General features: G+C 68.8%; 16 protein-coding genes. 7 read left to right on the forward strand and 9 right to left on the reverse strand.

The genetic code is table 11. The features are described 5' to 3' along the window. The 5 genes from ON38_RS22810 to ON38_RS22830 form a co-directional block, all read right to left on the reverse strand. Positions 1–548 (reverse strand): ROK family protein (locus tag ON38_RS22810; protein ID WP_039826980.1); only part of this gene is annotated, 548 nt, incomplete at its 3' end. An 89-nt stretch (positions 549–637) separates the two neighbouring features. Next, entirely contained in the window at positions 638–1,060 is a 423-nt protein-coding gene (locus ON38_RS22815; protein ID WP_039826981.1) for a TIGR03618 family F420-dependent PPOX class oxidoreductase, read from the reverse strand. Positions 1,061–1,264: 204 nt separating this feature from the next. Next, positions 1,265–1,768, reverse strand: coding sequence for a type III secretion system chaperone family protein (locus ON38_RS22820; RefSeq protein ID WP_039827064.1), 504 nt, complete (start codon positions 1,766–1,768; stop codon positions 1,265–1,267). Continuing rightward, positions 1,765–3,105, reverse strand: a complete 1,341-nt coding sequence (gene mshA, locus ON38_RS22825; protein WP_039826982.1) for a D-inositol-3-phosphate glycosyltransferase — start codon at positions 3,103–3,105, stop codon at positions 1,765–1,767. Before mshA ends, ON38_RS22820 begins: the two co-directional genes overlap by 4 nt. 155 nt (positions 3,106–3,260) lie before the next feature. Next, positions 3,261–4,094: an alpha/beta fold hydrolase gene (locus tag ON38_RS22830; protein ID WP_039826983.1), complete on the reverse strand. Its 834-nt coding sequence runs from the start codon at positions 4,092–4,094 to the stop codon at positions 3,261–3,263. 23 nt (positions 4,095–4,117) lie between these two features. Between ON38_RS22830 and ON38_RS22835 the strand changes: the two genes are divergently transcribed. After that, positions 4,118–4,852, forward strand: a complete 735-nt coding sequence (locus ON38_RS22835) for an SDR family NAD(P)-dependent oxidoreductase (protein ID WP_039826984.1) — start codon at positions 4,118–4,120, stop codon at positions 4,850–4,852. A 117-nt stretch (positions 4,853–4,969) separates the two neighbouring features. Here ON38_RS22835 and ON38_RS22840 read toward each other — a convergent pair whose 3' ends face one another. Both ON38_RS22840 and ON38_RS22845 read right to left on the reverse strand, forming a co-directional pair. Beyond that, entirely contained in the window at positions 4,970–5,857 is an 888-nt protein-coding gene (locus ON38_RS22840) for an RpnC/YadD family protein (RefSeq protein WP_039826985.1), read from the reverse strand. A 191-nt stretch (positions 5,858–6,048) separates the two neighbouring features. Further along, positions 6,049–7,113, reverse strand: a complete 1,065-nt coding sequence (locus ON38_RS22845) for a UDP-N-acetylmuramate dehydrogenase (protein WP_174372455.1) — start codon at positions 7,111–7,113, stop codon at positions 6,049–6,051. A gap of 66 nt (positions 7,114–7,179) precedes the next feature. Between ON38_RS22845 and ON38_RS22850 the strand changes: the two genes are divergently transcribed. The 4 genes from ON38_RS22850 to ON38_RS22865 all read left to right on the forward strand — a co-directional run bounded on the left by ON38_RS22850 (position 7,180) and on the right by ON38_RS22865 (position 9,892). Continuing rightward, a complete protein-coding gene (locus ON38_RS22850; RefSeq protein ID WP_039826986.1) occupies positions 7,180–7,668 on the forward strand; it encodes a DUF2505 domain-containing protein in 489 nt (162 codons plus the stop codon). A gap of 89 nt (positions 7,669–7,757) precedes the next feature. Then, complete coding sequence (locus ON38_RS22855; RefSeq protein WP_039826987.1) at positions 7,758–8,273, forward strand: DUF2505 domain-containing protein; 516 nt, start codon at positions 7,758–7,760, stop codon at positions 8,271–8,273. Next, positions 8,243–9,061: an SAM-dependent methyltransferase gene (locus ON38_RS22860; protein ID WP_083873025.1), complete on the forward strand. Its 819-nt coding sequence runs from the start codon at positions 8,243–8,245 to the stop codon at positions 9,059–9,061. Before ON38_RS22855 ends, ON38_RS22860 begins: the two co-directional genes overlap by 31 nt. Before the next feature lie 108 nt (positions 9,062–9,169). Then, positions 9,170–9,892 carry an LmeA family phospholipid-binding protein gene (locus ON38_RS22865; protein WP_051165079.1) on the forward strand — a complete coding sequence of 241 codons (723 nt, stop codon included), beginning with the start codon at positions 9,170–9,172 and terminating at the stop codon, positions 9,890–9,892. 13 nt (positions 9,893–9,905) lie between these two features. Here the strand turns inward: ON38_RS22865 and deoC are convergent, their stop codons facing one another. Further along, positions 9,906–10,574, reverse strand: coding sequence for a deoxyribose-phosphate aldolase (gene deoC, locus ON38_RS22870; RefSeq protein ID WP_039826988.1), 669 nt, complete (start codon positions 10,572–10,574; stop codon positions 9,906–9,908). A 92-nt stretch (positions 10,575–10,666) separates the two neighbouring features. On the opposite strand from deoC, the gene ON38_RS22875 reads away from it, so the two are divergent. Together ON38_RS22875 and purU are read left to right on the forward strand one after the other, a co-directional pair. Continuing rightward, positions 10,667–11,215: a GNAT family N-acetyltransferase gene (locus tag ON38_RS22875; RefSeq protein ID WP_039827068.1), complete on the forward strand. Its 549-nt coding sequence runs from the start codon at positions 10,667–10,669 to the stop codon at positions 11,213–11,215. A 102-nt stretch (positions 11,216–11,317) separates the two neighbouring features. Further along, positions 11,318–12,208, forward strand: coding sequence for a formyltetrahydrofolate deformylase (purU, locus tag ON38_RS22880; protein ID WP_039826989.1), 891 nt, complete (start codon positions 11,318–11,320; stop codon positions 12,206–12,208). A gap of 6 nt (positions 12,209–12,214) precedes the next feature. On the opposite strand, the gene ON38_RS22885 is transcribed toward purU, so the two are convergent. Beyond that, positions 12,215–13,258: an alpha/beta fold hydrolase gene (locus ON38_RS22885; protein WP_039826990.1), complete on the reverse strand. Its 1,044-nt coding sequence runs from the start codon at positions 13,256–13,258 to the stop codon at positions 12,215–12,217. Between the last annotated feature and the right edge of the window lie 224 nt (positions 13,259–13,482).

The raw sequence follows: 13,482 nt of genomic DNA on the forward strand, positions 1-13,482 counted from the left end.
GATGACATTCCGCTCGCCACCGCTTCCAGGCACCCGTAACCACCGCACGCACACGGCACATCCCACCCGGGCACCACGAGATGACCGATATGCCCGGCATTGCCGGTGCGTCCCACCGATACCCGGCCGTCGACCAGGATGCCGCCGCCGATCCCCGACGATACGGTCATCGCCAGGCCGTCGCGCAGCCCGCGCAGCGCACCCGAATGCTGTTCGGCCAGGGCCAGACACGCGCCGTCGAGGGCGAAACGCACGGTGGCGCCCGGAAACAGCTCGGTCACCGCCGCGACGATCGCGAACCCGTCGCGCCATTCGGGAATATTGAGTGCACGGGTGATACCGGGCGGAACGTCCACCGGACCCGCCGATCCGATCCCGACCGCTGTCACCGCGGCACCGGCCGCGACCGCGCGGAGCAGTCCGCCGCATGCCTGCCACACCCCCTCGGCCGGCACCGGCACCCGCCGCACCGCCCCGACGCGGCCCGCACGATCCACCAGCCCGGCGGCGAACTTGGTCGCCCCGATATCCAGTGCCAGAACCGCCACCGTGCCTCCCGAAGATCGATTCGCGGAAGGTGATTGTCACTCATCGGCGGCCGGGTCCGGCGATCCCGCAGGCCGGGTGGGGCCGGCGATCAGGACGCCCAGGGGCCGATACCGCTCACCTTGTCGATCCGGATGCGGGTGAGGAAGCCGGGCGGGGCATCCGGTGGCGGGAAGGCCGCGCCGGGACTCGCCAAGGTTTTCGCGAGTTCGGTCAACAGCTCCGGGGCTCCGCCCTCGACAATGCGCGCTGTCCCGGTGATCGCCAGGAAGGGGCGCATGACCTCCCCTTTCTCCGCGGCCAGGATGGTGACCGCCACCCGTGGATCACGGCGCACATTACGGACCTTGCGGTGTTCGCTCAGGTGCGCGGCGACCAGCTCGTCACCCTCCGGACCTTCCTGCAGCGCCACCCACACCACGCTGACCTGCGGACTTCCATCCGGATTCAGGGTCACCAGCGTCGCGTCGGCTCCGGCGCCGATGAACGCACGAGCGGAATCGTCGAGTCTCATGTGTTCTTCTACCGCGCGCCCGGCCGGTTCATTCCCGGGTTCACGGCGCGACCGGTCTCTCCGCCGAATAACGAGGTCGAGCCGGGCATGGAACCGGCCCTGCGCAGAGCTGAACACATTGGACGGCAAACTCGACGACCTGAGGCATCGCCGGGCCGAGCTGCTCGATCTGATCGAACGCGTGGGTAGCTCCTGAACAGGGGGTCAGTTCGAATCGCCGGAATCGACCAAGTGCTCGAAGGCACGCAGATTCTTCAGTGATTCACCGCGCGAGACCCGCCACTTCCATTCCTTGCGAATGGATTCGGCGAAACCGAGTTCGAGCAGCGTATTGAAGTCCCCGTCCACCGCCTCGAGGATCTGGCCGAAGATCCGGTCCAGTTCCTCGGGTGTCACCACGTGGGTGGCCGCCCGGCCCACCAGGTAGATATCGCCCAGTTTGTCGATGGTGTACGCGACACCGTAGAGCCGCCGATTGCGCCGCAGCAAATATTTGTAGACGCCTTCGAAATTCTCGTCCGGCTTACGGCATACGAACGATTCGAAGCGCACTCCGTGCGCTCCGACGGTCAGCATCACATTGGTCTTCAGTTTCCGCTCACCCGGCAATACGGCGACGAACACCTCGTCGCCTGGGTGGGTGTACTCGATCTCGCGGTCCCGCAGTGTTTCCTCGATGACCCGCGCGGTGGCCGATGGCTCGCTCATCTGCGCACTCCCGTCCGGCGCCGCCACAGCGCCCGCGATCTGGCCTGGCTCTCGCCGAGGATAGCGGGAGCGGGACCGGGGCCGGTCAATGCGGCGGTGTAGCTGTCCAGCAGCTTCTCGGCCGTATGCGCCCAGGAGAAAGCCGCGGCGTGGGAGACGGCCTGCGCACCCAGCGTCCGCAACCGCCGCGGGTCGTCGAGCAGGTATTCCAGCGCACCGGCCCAGTCCGGCGTCCGGTGCCCGGCCACCAGCAGGCCGCTGTGCTCGTGCCGGACCGCGGTGCCCAGCCCGCCGACCGCCGCGGCCAGCACCGGGGTCCCGCTCGCCTGCGCCTCCAGCGCGACGAGCCCGAAGGACTCGTTGTAGCTCGGCACGGCGACCAGGTCGGCCGCGCGGTACACCTGCACCAGCCGGTCGGGCGGCTGCGGCGGCAGGAAGGTGACGTGGTCGGCGATCCCGAGTTCGGCGGCCAGTTCGATGAGCGCGTCGGGGCGCTCCAGGCCGGTCCCCGAGGGACCTCCGACTATCAGGGCGCGCAGTGGCCGGCCCGGCCGCCGCCGCAGCGCTTCGGCGACCGCCCGTACCAGCACATCGGGCGCCTTCAACGGCTGGATCCGGCCGACGAAGGCCACGATCTCCTCGTGCCCGGCCAGGCCGAGCTCGGCGCGGGCCGCCGCCCGGTCGCCCGGGCGGTAGCGCGTCAGATCGGCCCCCGGCGGCACGATATCGATCCGGTCGGGCAGGGCCCCGTACAGTTCCACCAGGTCACGCGCTTCCCGCCCGGTATTGGCGGTGAGCCGGTCGGCCTCGGCGATGACCTGCTTCTCCCCGATCTCCCGGGTCGCCGGTTCCGGGGAATCGCCCTCGGCGAGGGCGGCGTTCTTCACCGCGGCCAGCGTATGCGCGGTGTGCACGAGCGGCACCCGCCACCGGTCCCGGGCGAGCCAGCCCACCTGCCCGGACAGCCAATAGTGCGAATGCACCAGGTCGTAGTAGCCGGGCAGATGCCGGGCTTCCTGACGCAGCACCTCGGCGGTGAACGGGCACAGCTGGGTCGGCAGATCGTGCTTGTCCAGACCCTCGAACGGCCCGGCGACCACATTGCGCACCAGGACCCCCGGCGCGGCTTCCTGCACCGGCGGCAGATCGGAGGACGTGGCCCGGGTGAAGATCTCCACCTCGGTCCCCCGCCGGGCCAGTTGGAGAGCGGTCTGGAGCACATAGACGTTCATGCCGCCCGCATCGCCCGTACCGGGCTGTGCCAGTGGTGAGGTGTGCACCGTCAGTACGGCGATACGGTTCGGCCGTCGGTCCGGGCGTTGACTCACGATGTCCATACTGCACGGTGCAACGCGGCAGCCCGGCCCGTCCTTCCCCGGTCGTGAAAGTGATCACACCTTGCGGATTCGACATTGCCCGCGGACCTCGGCGTGCCGTCGCCGAAAGCGGGAACCGAGCCGGACAGACCGGGAAAAGCGCTCGTCACGGACAATCAGGCCTTTTCATCGCAATCCGCGGCGAACTTGCGGACCTCGGCGGAGAAGCGCGCCGGATCCTCGATGAACAGCCCGTGCTGAGCGCCCTCCCAGATGGAGGCCCGGCCCAACGGCGCGGTCTCGGCGATATAGCGGCCGTCGGCCACCGGCACCACCGGATCCGCCGAACCGTGCAGCACCAGCACGGGAACGTCTAGTGCGCGCAGGGTCTCCGTATTGTCCACCGACCGGTAGAACAGGGCCTTGCGCACGAAGGGCGGTGTGGCCAGACTCGCGCCGAACAGCCGCTGCGCGTCCGGTCCCTTGTCCGCGCCGGAACCGGTGTTGGCGTTCCCGAACGCGGAGAAGCCGCGTACCGCGCGGCCCGGGCTCTCCTCGAACACCCCGGGTATCGCCTGCTGCATCGACTCCCCGACCTCCGCGCCCGGCACGCCGCGGCCGATATTGGCCATTGCCCCCGTGTAGACGACCCCGGCGACCGCACCGGTGCCGTACTCGGCGAGATAGTCGCTGATCACGATTCCGCCGTAGGACCACCCCAGCAGCAGCGCATCCGATTCGATCGACTCGGCGGCCAGGACCGCGGCGATATCGGCGGCCCAGTTCTTCGCATCGTCGTAACCGGAGGCCGGGGCGTCCGAATACCCGTGCCCCCGCAGATCGACGGCCACCACCCGGAAATCGGCGGCGAGATCGTCGAACACCTGGCCCCAGCAGCGCAGATCCGCCGACCAGCCGTGCACCAGCACCAGCGGACGTGCGTCCGCGGGTCCGCCCGTCCGATAGACGATGCCGGTCCCGTCCGCACTGCGCGCTTCCCGTATAGCCATGAGCGCATCATAGGATCGAGGTCATGAGCACTCGCACCGCTGTTGTCACCGGGGCCAGCTCGGGTATCGGCGAAGCCACCGCCCGGGAACTCGCGAAGCAGGGGTACCACGTCTACGTGGGTGCCCGCCGGGTCGACCGGTTGCGGGCGCTGGCCGACGAGATCGACGGCACCGCGCTGGAACTCGATGTCACCTCCGACGAATCGGTCCGCGCCTTCACCGACGCGATCGAGACCGCGAACATCCTCGTCAACAATGCCGGCGGCGCCAAGGGTCTGGCCACGGTCGCCGACGCCGATCTCGACGACTGGCGCTGGATGTGGGAGACCAACGTCCTGGGCACCCTGCGGATGACCAAGGCGCTGCTACCGAAACTGATCGCCTCCGGCGACGGCCTCATCGTCACCATCACCTCGGTCGCCGCCTTCCACGCCTACGACAACGGTTCCGGCTACACCTCGGCCAAGCATGCCCAGGCCGTGCTGCACCGGACCCTGCGCGGCGAACTGCTCGGGCAACCGGTCCGGCTCACCGAGATCGCCCCGGGCGCGGTGGAGACCGAATTCTCCCTGGTCCGCTTCGACGGCGACACCGACCGCGCGGCCGCGGTCTACCAGGGCATCGACCCGCTGGTCGCCCAGGACATCGCCGAGATCGTGGCCTTCGCCGCGAGCCGACCCCCGCACGTCAACCTGGACCAGATCATCGTCAAACCCCGCGACCAGGCCGACCCGGGCCGCTTCGCCCGCCGCACCTGAGCGACTACCTCCCAGAGGCCCGGGTAGCCCCGGCGGCCGGAACCCTGCATGCCTCCGTCATACGCGCACAGTGAAGCCGGCGTGACGGCCGTGCGGTCCGCCGCTCGCCCATGCCGATCAGGCGAAGAGCTCGTCCGCCGTTTCGGCTACCACCGCGCGATCGAGCCAGCACTGCAGCACCTCGACATCCGAACATGTCCGAATACGCTGTTGGGCCTCCTCGCCGACCTTCAGGCCGCGTCGCTCCAGGACACGCAGGATGCTGCCGGCTATGCCCTCTGAACGCCCTTCGGAACGCCCTTCTGAACGCCCCTCGGCGCGCAGCCTCTCGGCGGTGGGGGAACGGAAGAACGACAGGTCCACGGTCATCAGTTGTCTCCAGATGTCTGCGGCCGGGGTGTTGCCGAGGCCGAGTTCCGTCAGTTCACCGAAGATCGCGAGATCATCGGCGTCCTCTCCGCGTAAGGCGGTGGCCAGCGCCTTAAGTATGGCATTGATACTCGGGTCGGCGGCGTGCGTTATGGCCGACAATGCGGTCAGCGGAATATCGGCCGCGGCCTCGGCGGGGTCGGTGATCACCGGAACGTTGCCCGGCCCGAGGACCAAAGGTTTCACCGTCACCGTGGGCCATCGTGGCGCACCGTTCGGCACCGGGTTGCGTGCCCACGTCGCGACGGCTTCGTCACGACACACCACCAGCAAATAGACCGGCAACTGGTAAATGATGCGCAGGTAGGTGGCGTAATAGGCCCATGAGTCGGCCTTTCCGGGGTCCTTACTGGTCTGAGCTTCCACGATCAGCAGGAACGGGCCTTCTTCGGTGGTGATGCGTAGCAGTGTGTCGACTCGCCGTTCCACGGGGCGGATCTCGGTGAGATCGGTGGGGAGCAACTCGACCTGCTCGGGAGTAGCGAAGGGCAGTTTCAATTCGTGGAATGCACGGGCGAAAACCCCGGGGTCGTGCTGGAAGATGCGATGCATCGCCTCGTGCCGTGATCCGACCATGCCGCGACATTGACACGGATCGGTAACGAAGTCAGATCCCTGCGGCGTGTCCCTTGCCCTGCGGTGTGTCGCTGTTTCTCCAGGTCACAGCAAGACGGCGGCGCCAGATTATTTTCCGCCCGGATTCTCGACGGACACGGGCGTGGCAGGAGAGCACCGTACTCACCGATGTGAAGAGTTTCCGGCGTCGGTTACAGCTCCACCCCCACCGTGACGGGTTCCGGAACCAGAACGACCCCGAACCGATCCGCCACCCCGTCCCGAACCGTCCGGGCGAGGGTGACGATATCGGCGGCCGTGGCGTCACCGCGGTTGGTCAGGGCGAGGGTGTGTTTGGTGGACAGCCGCGCGGGCGCGTCCGGCCCCGGAAAGCCTTTGGCGAAGCCGGCGCGTTCGATCAGCCAGCCCGCGGAGAATTTCACCCCGCCGGCCCCCGGATAGGTGGGCACCGGCACCTCGCCGAGCCGGTCGCGGACGGCGGCCAGGACCCGGGCCACGTCGGCGTCGGGCACGACCGGGTTGGTGAAGAACGACCCGGCGCTCCAGGTGTCGTGGTCGGCGGGATCGAGCACCATTCCTTTACCTGCCCGCAGCCCGAGCACGGTTTCGCGGACAGCGGCGGCGGGCCGGGTCTCCCCTTCGGCGGCCTCCAGCCGCTGTGCGAGTTCCTTGTAGCGCAGGGGCGCGCTCGTACCGTCGGGGCGCAGCGCGAACTCCACCGCCAGCACCACCGCCGAGTCGCTGTGTTTCAACCGGCTGGTCCGGTAGCCGAAGGCGAGAGCGTCCGGGGTCACCCAGTCGATCTCCCCGGTGGCCCGGTCCAGTAACCGCACCCGGCGCAGCAGCCGGTCGACCTCGACGCCGTAGGCGCCCACATTCTGCACGGGGGTGGCCCCCGCCGACCCGGGGATCCCGGACAGGCACTCCAGTCCGCCGAACCCGGCCCGCACGCTCGCGGCGACCACACCGTCCCAGTTCGCGCCCGCCTCCGCCGTGACACCGCCGGCCCCGAATTCGACCCCTTCGGTCGCGACCCGGACCACCACCGACGCCACATCGTCGTCGGAGACGAGCAGATTGGAACCGCCGGCGACCAGCAGCACCGGCACCTCGGCGGCGTCCAGTGCGCGCACCGTCGCCACCAGCGACTCGGTGGTGGCGCAGTCGGCGACCGTGGCCCGTCCGCCGACCCGCAGCGTGGTCAGCTCCGCGAGCGGTACCGCGGACCGCACCATCGCGCCCGTTCCGGCCAGCATCTGCCGCAGTTCGTCCGCAGGGACAGCCCGAGAAGTTCGCACGACCAGACGGTAGCGTGTTCGGTCATGGCTACAGCGCTGGCGTATACGGCTCGCTACTCTCATCCGGTCGCGGCGGTGCGCGAGGCATTTCGCACCGAGCAGTACTGGAAGGACCGGATCGCCGCGGTGGGCGGGCCCGACGCCCAGTTCGTCTCGCTGTCCGCCGAGGGCGAGCAGGTACGGGTCGAGGTCGTCCAATCCATCCCCGCAGATCTGTTGCCGCCCGCCATCACCGCCGTTCGCCCCGGCGACCTGATCATCCCCCGCACCGAAGTGTGGACCGGCACCACCGGGAGTTTCGAGGCGCGGGTCGAGGGCGCTCCGGCAGAGGTCCGCGGCTCCATCACCGCCACCGACGAACCCACCGGCGCGGTCGCCGAGATTTCCGGCACGATCGAAGTGAAGGTTCCGCTGTTCGGGCGCAAGATCGAGGAGGCCATCGGAGAACGGCTCACCCAGCTGCTCGCCGAGGAGACCGAGTTCACCAACAGCTGGATCGCCGGACAGCCGTAGCGGCCTGCGGTCCGCTTCCGCCGGAGCGCGCGCGGGGAGCGACCCGGCCTCCCACGGAACCGGAGAATCCGGACGGTAACCTACCGCGCATGGCTCGCCGACTGGACTACTCCGCCCGCTACCCGCTGCACACCACCAAAGAGCTGTACGCGGCGCTGACCGACCGGGACTACTGGGAGGCGCGGATGGTCGAGATGCGGAAGTACTCACCGAACGAGGTCATCGCTCTCGACGTGAACGAGGACGGTATCGAGGTGGTGCTGCATCACATCCTGCCGCGCGAGATGCTGCCGGAGATCGCGCAGTCGGTGATGCGCAAGGATATGGTGATCACCCGCAAGGAGGTCTTCGGACCGTTCGGACCGGAGGTCGAGGGCAAGTATTCGGCGTCCATCCCGGCCGGTCCCGGCAGCCTCACCGGCACCACCCGCCTGTTCCCGACCGACACCGGGTGCACCATGCGGATGTCGTCGGAGGCGAAGGTGTTCATTCCGATGGTCGGGCCCCGACTCGAGCAGCTCATGCTGGTGAACCTGGTGGATCTGTTCCGCGCCGAGGCCGAAGTGACCCAGAAGTGGCTGGACGAGCAAAAACCGGCCGGCTGAGTGTTCCGCTCGGCACCGTCACCCGGGGCACGACCGGAACCAACCGCCTCCGCCGCAGTGACCGCCAGCTGATCGGAGATCCACGGATCGCCGAGGTGCTGCGCGGCGCCGCCGATCCGCTGGTGGTGGACCTCGGTTACGGGGCGCAGCCGTGGACGACACTGGAACTGGCCGCCCGGTTGCGCACGGTGCGCCCCGATGTCCGGGTGGTCGGCCTGGAGATCGACCCCGCCCGCGTCGTCCCCGCCCGCGACGGCGTCGTTTTCGCCAGGGGCGGGTTCGAACTGGCCGGGCTCCGGCCGGTGCTGGTGCGCGCGTTCAATGTGCTGCGTCAGTACCCGGAGTCCGCGGTCGCACAGGCGTGGGACACGGTACTGGCCGGTCTGGCGCCGGGCGGTCTGCTGGTCGAGGGGACCTGCGACGAACTCGGCCGCCGCTGCGCCTGGGTGGTGCTGGACCACTCGGGTCCGCGCACCCTGACCCTCGCGTGGGATCCGTTCACCGTCGAGCGGCCCTCCGATCTCGCGGAACGTCTCCCGAAAGCACTGATCCACCGCAATGTGCCCGGTGAACGGGTGCACGACCTGCTCGGCGCGGCCGACCGGGCGTGGGCGCACACCGCGCCGCTGGCCGTCTTCGGGCCCCGGGTGCGCTGGCGCGCGGCGGCCGACCTGCTGCGAACGCAGGGTTTCCCGGTGCACGATTTCCGCCGTCGGCTACGGGACAATGTGCTCAGTGTGCCGTGGCCGGAGGTCGCGCCTGCTGGACAGGCGGAACAAAGTTCGTGACTCATATCACAAATCACAGGCCCGACCCGCCCTGACGTCGCAACCTTCACCATCAGCCCATAACCGGTCCACAGAGCCGGCACAGAATCATCGTGAAGAATCTCATCCATGTCCACCAAGTCCCTGCCTGCACCGAAGGTCGGCCGCCGGACCGTCGTGATCGCCGTACTCACCGTGATCGTGCTCGTGGTGGCGGCGCTGATCGGCGGCGAGGCCTATGCGCGGCACCGGATCGCGGGCTGCATCAGTTCGCAGTTCGAAAAAGAGATGGGCTCACAGATCGATGTCGGATTCGGCGCGAAACCACTGCTCGTCACCTGGCTGGACGGGAAGGTCTCGCGGCTGGATGTCGACAGTAAGGGCGACGAATTCGGCCCGGCCGTCGATATGCAGGTCCACGCCCAGTTCCACGATATCCAGATGGCCAAGGGGAGCAATAGCGGGAGCTCGGTCGGCAGCTCGAACGCCGACGTCAGCTGGAGCAACTCCGGGATCTCCCGGACGCTGGACGGTCTGGTCAGCGATGTGCAGTCCGATCCCGGCACCGGGCAGCTGACCATGAAGGTGCTCGGCGGTTTCGGGACCATGCAACTCACCCCGCGGATCCAGGACGGCAAAGTCGATATCGATGTCGACCAGGCGCAGTTCCTCGGCATCGGAGTGCCCGACGACTTGGCCCAGGGCGTGGTGGACCTGATGACCGAGAGCCTGCAGACCTACCCCATGGGCCTGCAACCGACCGACCTGCGGGTCACCGCCGACGGTATCCACGTGGATCTGCGGGGCGGCCCCACCGAGCTGCCCGCCGCCGAAGGTGATGCGAGCTGCTGAGCGCCGCGGACCGTCAGGCGGGGAACCCGTCGAGCACAGCCCGGGAGCGGGAGAGCCCCAGCCGGGTGGCGCCGGCGGCGATCAGCTCGGCGGCCGCCTCGGCTGTGCGGATACCGCCGCTCGCCTTGATTCCCAGCCGTCCACCGACGGTCTCGGCCATCAACCGCACCGCCCGGGTGTCGGCGCCGCCCGCGGGATGGAAACCGGTGGAGGTCTTCACGAAATCGGCACCCGCCCGTTCGGCCGTGCGGCACACCTCGACGATCGCCTCGTCGGACAGCGCGGCGGATTCGATGATCACCTTCAGCACCGCCCGCTCCGAGATCGCCTCGCGCACCACGATGATATCGGCGAGTATCGCGTCGAAATCGCCCGCGACCGCCGCACCGATATCGATGACCATATCGACCTCGCCCGCCCCCTGATCCACCGCGAGCCGGGCCTCCGCCCCTTTCACCAGCGAATGGTGTTTTCCGGAAGGGAATCCCGCGACGGTGGCCACCACCAGGCCCGGAGCCTGCACCGGCAGCACGGACGGCGAAACACACACCGCGTACACGCCGAGTTCCCGGGCCTCGGCCACCGCGGCGGTAAAATCCGCGCTCGTCGCCTCCGGGGCGAGCAGCGTGTGGTCGATCATTGCGGCCACCTCGGACCGGGTCAGCGACTTGGAATCGGCCATGGGACGAAAGTCTGGCACACCACGGGCGAATTCCGTTGCGCGCCTCGGGCTCCTCGCGCACACTCGTATCGCCTTCCGACGAGAGGACGATGTTGCTGATCCGCCGCGAACGAGCCGTCGACGCCGACGCTGTCGCAGCCGTGCACCGTAGCGCCTTCGCCCCGCACTATGCGGCGGATGGCCCCGCGGCCGGTACCGCCGCCCTGGTCGAGGCGCCGCCGGAGGTCGCGCTCCTGGCCCGGCTGCGCACCGATCCGGGCTGGATCCCCACCCTGTCCATGGTGGCGATCGACCGCGAGCGGGTGGTCGGACATGTCTGCGTCACCCGGGCGACCGTGGGACCGTTCCCCGTCCTGGCATTGGGCCCCATCGGGGTGCTGCCCGACCTGCAGAGCCGCGGCGTGGGCTCGGCGCTGATGCATGCCGTGCTCGGCGCCGCGGATGCCCTGGACGAGCCGCTCGTCGGGCTGCTCGGCAGCCTCGACTACTACCCGCGGTTCGGCTTCCAGCCGGCCGAACGGCTGGGCCTGGTCCCCGACCGGCCCGAATGGGCGAGTCACTTCCAGATCCGGCCGTTGAGCGCCTACGACTCCCAGATCATCGGCGAATTCCGTTACGCCGAACCCTTCTACGAGCTGTGACCGTGCCCGCCCGGACCCGGCGGGCGGCCCCGCCCGGCCCGGCGGGCCGTCAACCCCGGAGTCGCGCTCCCCGGCCGGCGCACTCCCTGTCAGGATGACCTCATGGTTTCCGCAGCTGCCACTCCCGACGGCCGGCAATACGTACTGACCCTGGGCTGTCCCGACCGCCCCGGCATCATTGCCACCATCACCTCGTTCATCGCCGAATTCGGGGGCTCGATCGTGGAGGCCGGCTACCACTCCGACCTGGAGACCGGCTGGTTCTTCACCAGACAGTCCATCAAGGCCTCCACCGTGCCGTTCGGAGTGGAGGAGCTGCGCAGCCGATTCGAGCGGGTCGCCACGGATCTCGGCCCGGAGACCGAATGGCGGGTCCACGATTCGGGCGTGCGCCGCCGGGCAGTACTGCTGGTGAGCAAGGAGGGACACTGCCTGCACGATCTGCTGGGCCGCGCGACCTCCGGGGAACTTCCGGCGACCATCGAGGCCGTTGTCGGCAACCACCTCGATCTCGCGGCGATCACCGAGGCACACGGCATCCCCTTCCACCATGTGCCGTTCCCGAAGGACCCGGCCGAGCGCGGACCGGCCTTCGAGCGGGTCCGCGAACTGGTGGACTCCCACTCCCCCGACGCGGTGGTATTGGCCCGGTTCATGCAGGTCCTACCCGAGCGGCTGTGCGAACACTGGGCCGGCCGGGCCATCAATATCCATCACAGTTTCCTGCCCTCGTTCGTCGGCGCCCGCCCGTACCACCAGGCCTTCGTACGCGGAGTCAAACTCATCGGCGCGACCTGCCACTACGTGACCGCCGAACTGGACGCGGGCCCGATCATCGAACAGGACGTCATCCGCGTCGACCATGCCGACAGCGTGACCGATATGGTCCGCGAGGGTCGCGATATCGAACGTGTGGTGCTGGCCCGCGGTCTGCGCTGGCATCTGGAGAGCCGGGTACTGGTGCACGGACGCCGCACCGTCGTGTTCTCCTGAAGCGGCTCAGCCGGTGGCTTCGGCCGGTTCACGCACCGAGGTCAGAACCTGATCGAGGATGCCGTTGAACCGGTCGATCTCCTCCACATTGCCCAGGTGCCCGGTGGGGAGGAGGACGAACTGGACGAGGCTGCCGGTCTCCCGGAGCCAGGCGGCGATCTGTTCGGCGTGCACCGCCGGCGTCATATCGTCTGCCGTGCCCGCCACCACCGTGGTCGGCACCACCAGCTGACGGGCCGCGTCGCCCAGGTCCATCTCCGCGAGCAGCAGCCCGAACTCCGAACGGATCCGGGACCGGCAAGAGCGCACGATGTTCATCCCGAAATCGATAGCCTCGGGGTCGGCCGCCAGGCTCATGATCTGCCGGGCGAAGATCCACCGCACCACGGCCACCGGCGGGAACACGATGCGCGCACTGAGCCCACGGCGACCGAGCCACGCCGGCAGCGGCACCACCCGGTCCAGCAGCGGCAACCGCCGGTTGAAGAACGGCACCACCGTGGTCTCGGCGACCAGCGAATGCGGCCCGGTGTTCGCCAGCAGGACCGCCGCGGCTTGATCGACCACCCGCTGCGGATATTTCCCGGCCCAGGCCTGCACGGTCATCGCGCCGAGACTGTGCCCGACCAGCACCGCCCGCTGTCCCGGCCGCAGCACCGCGTCCAGTACCGCGCAGAGGTCGTCAGCCAGCAGATGACAGTCCAGCTGGTCCGGTTCGCCGAATTCGCTCTCGCCGTGCCCGCGCAGGTCGAAGGCGATCACCTTGTACCGTCCGGCGAAGGCGTTGATCTGCGGGTTCCAGTATTCGAGGCAGCAGGTCCAGCCGTGGATCAGTACCACCGGCTGGGCGTCGTCCGGCCCGTACGCGTGCACCCGGAGCCGGGCGCCGTCCTCGGCACGCACATCGATGACCCGGTGCTCGGCGCTCGGCGGATTGAAGGCGGGATTGTGGTAGCCGCCGCGGGTGCGCAGCCCGGCACGGTGTACCTCGAACAGCCCCTCGACCTGTTGGGCGAGGGCGGTGAGGGCCTTCGGCATCGTCGCACGCATCAAGACACACTCCTTTGTGTTACCGATTGACACAGTAACGCTTGGAGTCGCGTCACGCCAGCACGAACACTGCGGCCGGGGTTCCAGCGCAGACCACGCCCGGAGGGTGAGGGGTGGGCTTGGTCGCGAAGGCGAGGGCGTGAGCGTGCCCGCCAAAGGTGAGAGCGTGAACATGCCCGCCAAAGGTGAGAGCGTGAACTTGCCCGTGAAGGTGCTGTGTTTTT

It is taken from the genome of Nocardia testacea NBRC 100365 (assembly GCF_000308775.1).
In the GTDB taxonomy this organism is placed as follows: domain Bacteria; phylum Actinomycetota; class Actinomycetes; order Mycobacteriales; family Mycobacteriaceae; genus Nocardia; species Nocardia testacea.

Bases quoted from the DNA above. Each gene is read 5' to 3' on its own strand.
- mshA (WP_039826982.1), bottom strand. From the start codon at position 3,105: ATGGACATCGTGAGTCAACGCCCGGACCGACGGCCGAACCGTATCGCC.
- ON38_RS22850 (WP_039826986.1), top strand. From the start codon at position 7,180: ATGGCTACAGCGCTGGCGTATACGGCTCGCTACTCTCATCCGGTCGCG.
- ON38_RS22835 (WP_039826984.1), top strand. From the start codon at position 4,118: ATGAGCACTCGCACCGCTGTTGTCACCGGGGCCAGCTCGGGTATCGGC.
- ON38_RS22840 (WP_039826985.1), bottom strand. From the start codon at position 5,857: ATGGTCGGATCACGGCACGAGGCGATGCATCGCATCTTCCAGCACGAC.
- deoC (WP_039826988.1), bottom strand. From the start codon at position 10,574: ATGGCCGATTCCAAGTCGCTGACCCGGTCCGAGGTGGCCGCAATGATC.
- ON38_RS22865 (WP_051165079.1), top strand. From the start codon at position 9,170: ATGTCCACCAAGTCCCTGCCTGCACCGAAGGTCGGCCGCCGGACCGTC.
- ON38_RS22855 (WP_039826987.1), top strand. From the start codon at position 7,758: ATGGCTCGCCGACTGGACTACTCCGCCCGCTACCCGCTGCACACCACC.
- ON38_RS22830 (WP_039826983.1), bottom strand. From the start codon at position 4,094: ATGGCTATACGGGAAGCGCGCAGTGCGGACGGGACCGGCATCGTCTAT.
- ON38_RS22820 (WP_039827064.1), bottom strand. From the start codon at position 1,768: ATGAGCGAGCCATCGGCCACCGCGCGGGTCATCGAGGAAACACTGCGG.
- purU (WP_039826989.1), top strand. From the start codon at position 11,318: ATGGTTTCCGCAGCTGCCACTCCCGACGGCCGGCAATACGTACTGACC.
- ON38_RS22885 (WP_039826990.1), bottom strand. From the start codon at position 13,258: ATGCGTGCGACGATGCCGAAGGCCCTCACCGCCCTCGCCCAACAGGTC.
- ON38_RS22815 (WP_039826981.1), bottom strand. From the start codon at position 1,060: ATGAGACTCGACGATTCCGCTCGTGCGTTCATCGGCGCCGGAGCCGAC.
- ON38_RS22845 (WP_174372455.1), bottom strand. From the start codon at position 7,113: ATGCTGGCCGGAACGGGCGCGATGGTGCGGTCCGCGGTACCGCTCGCG.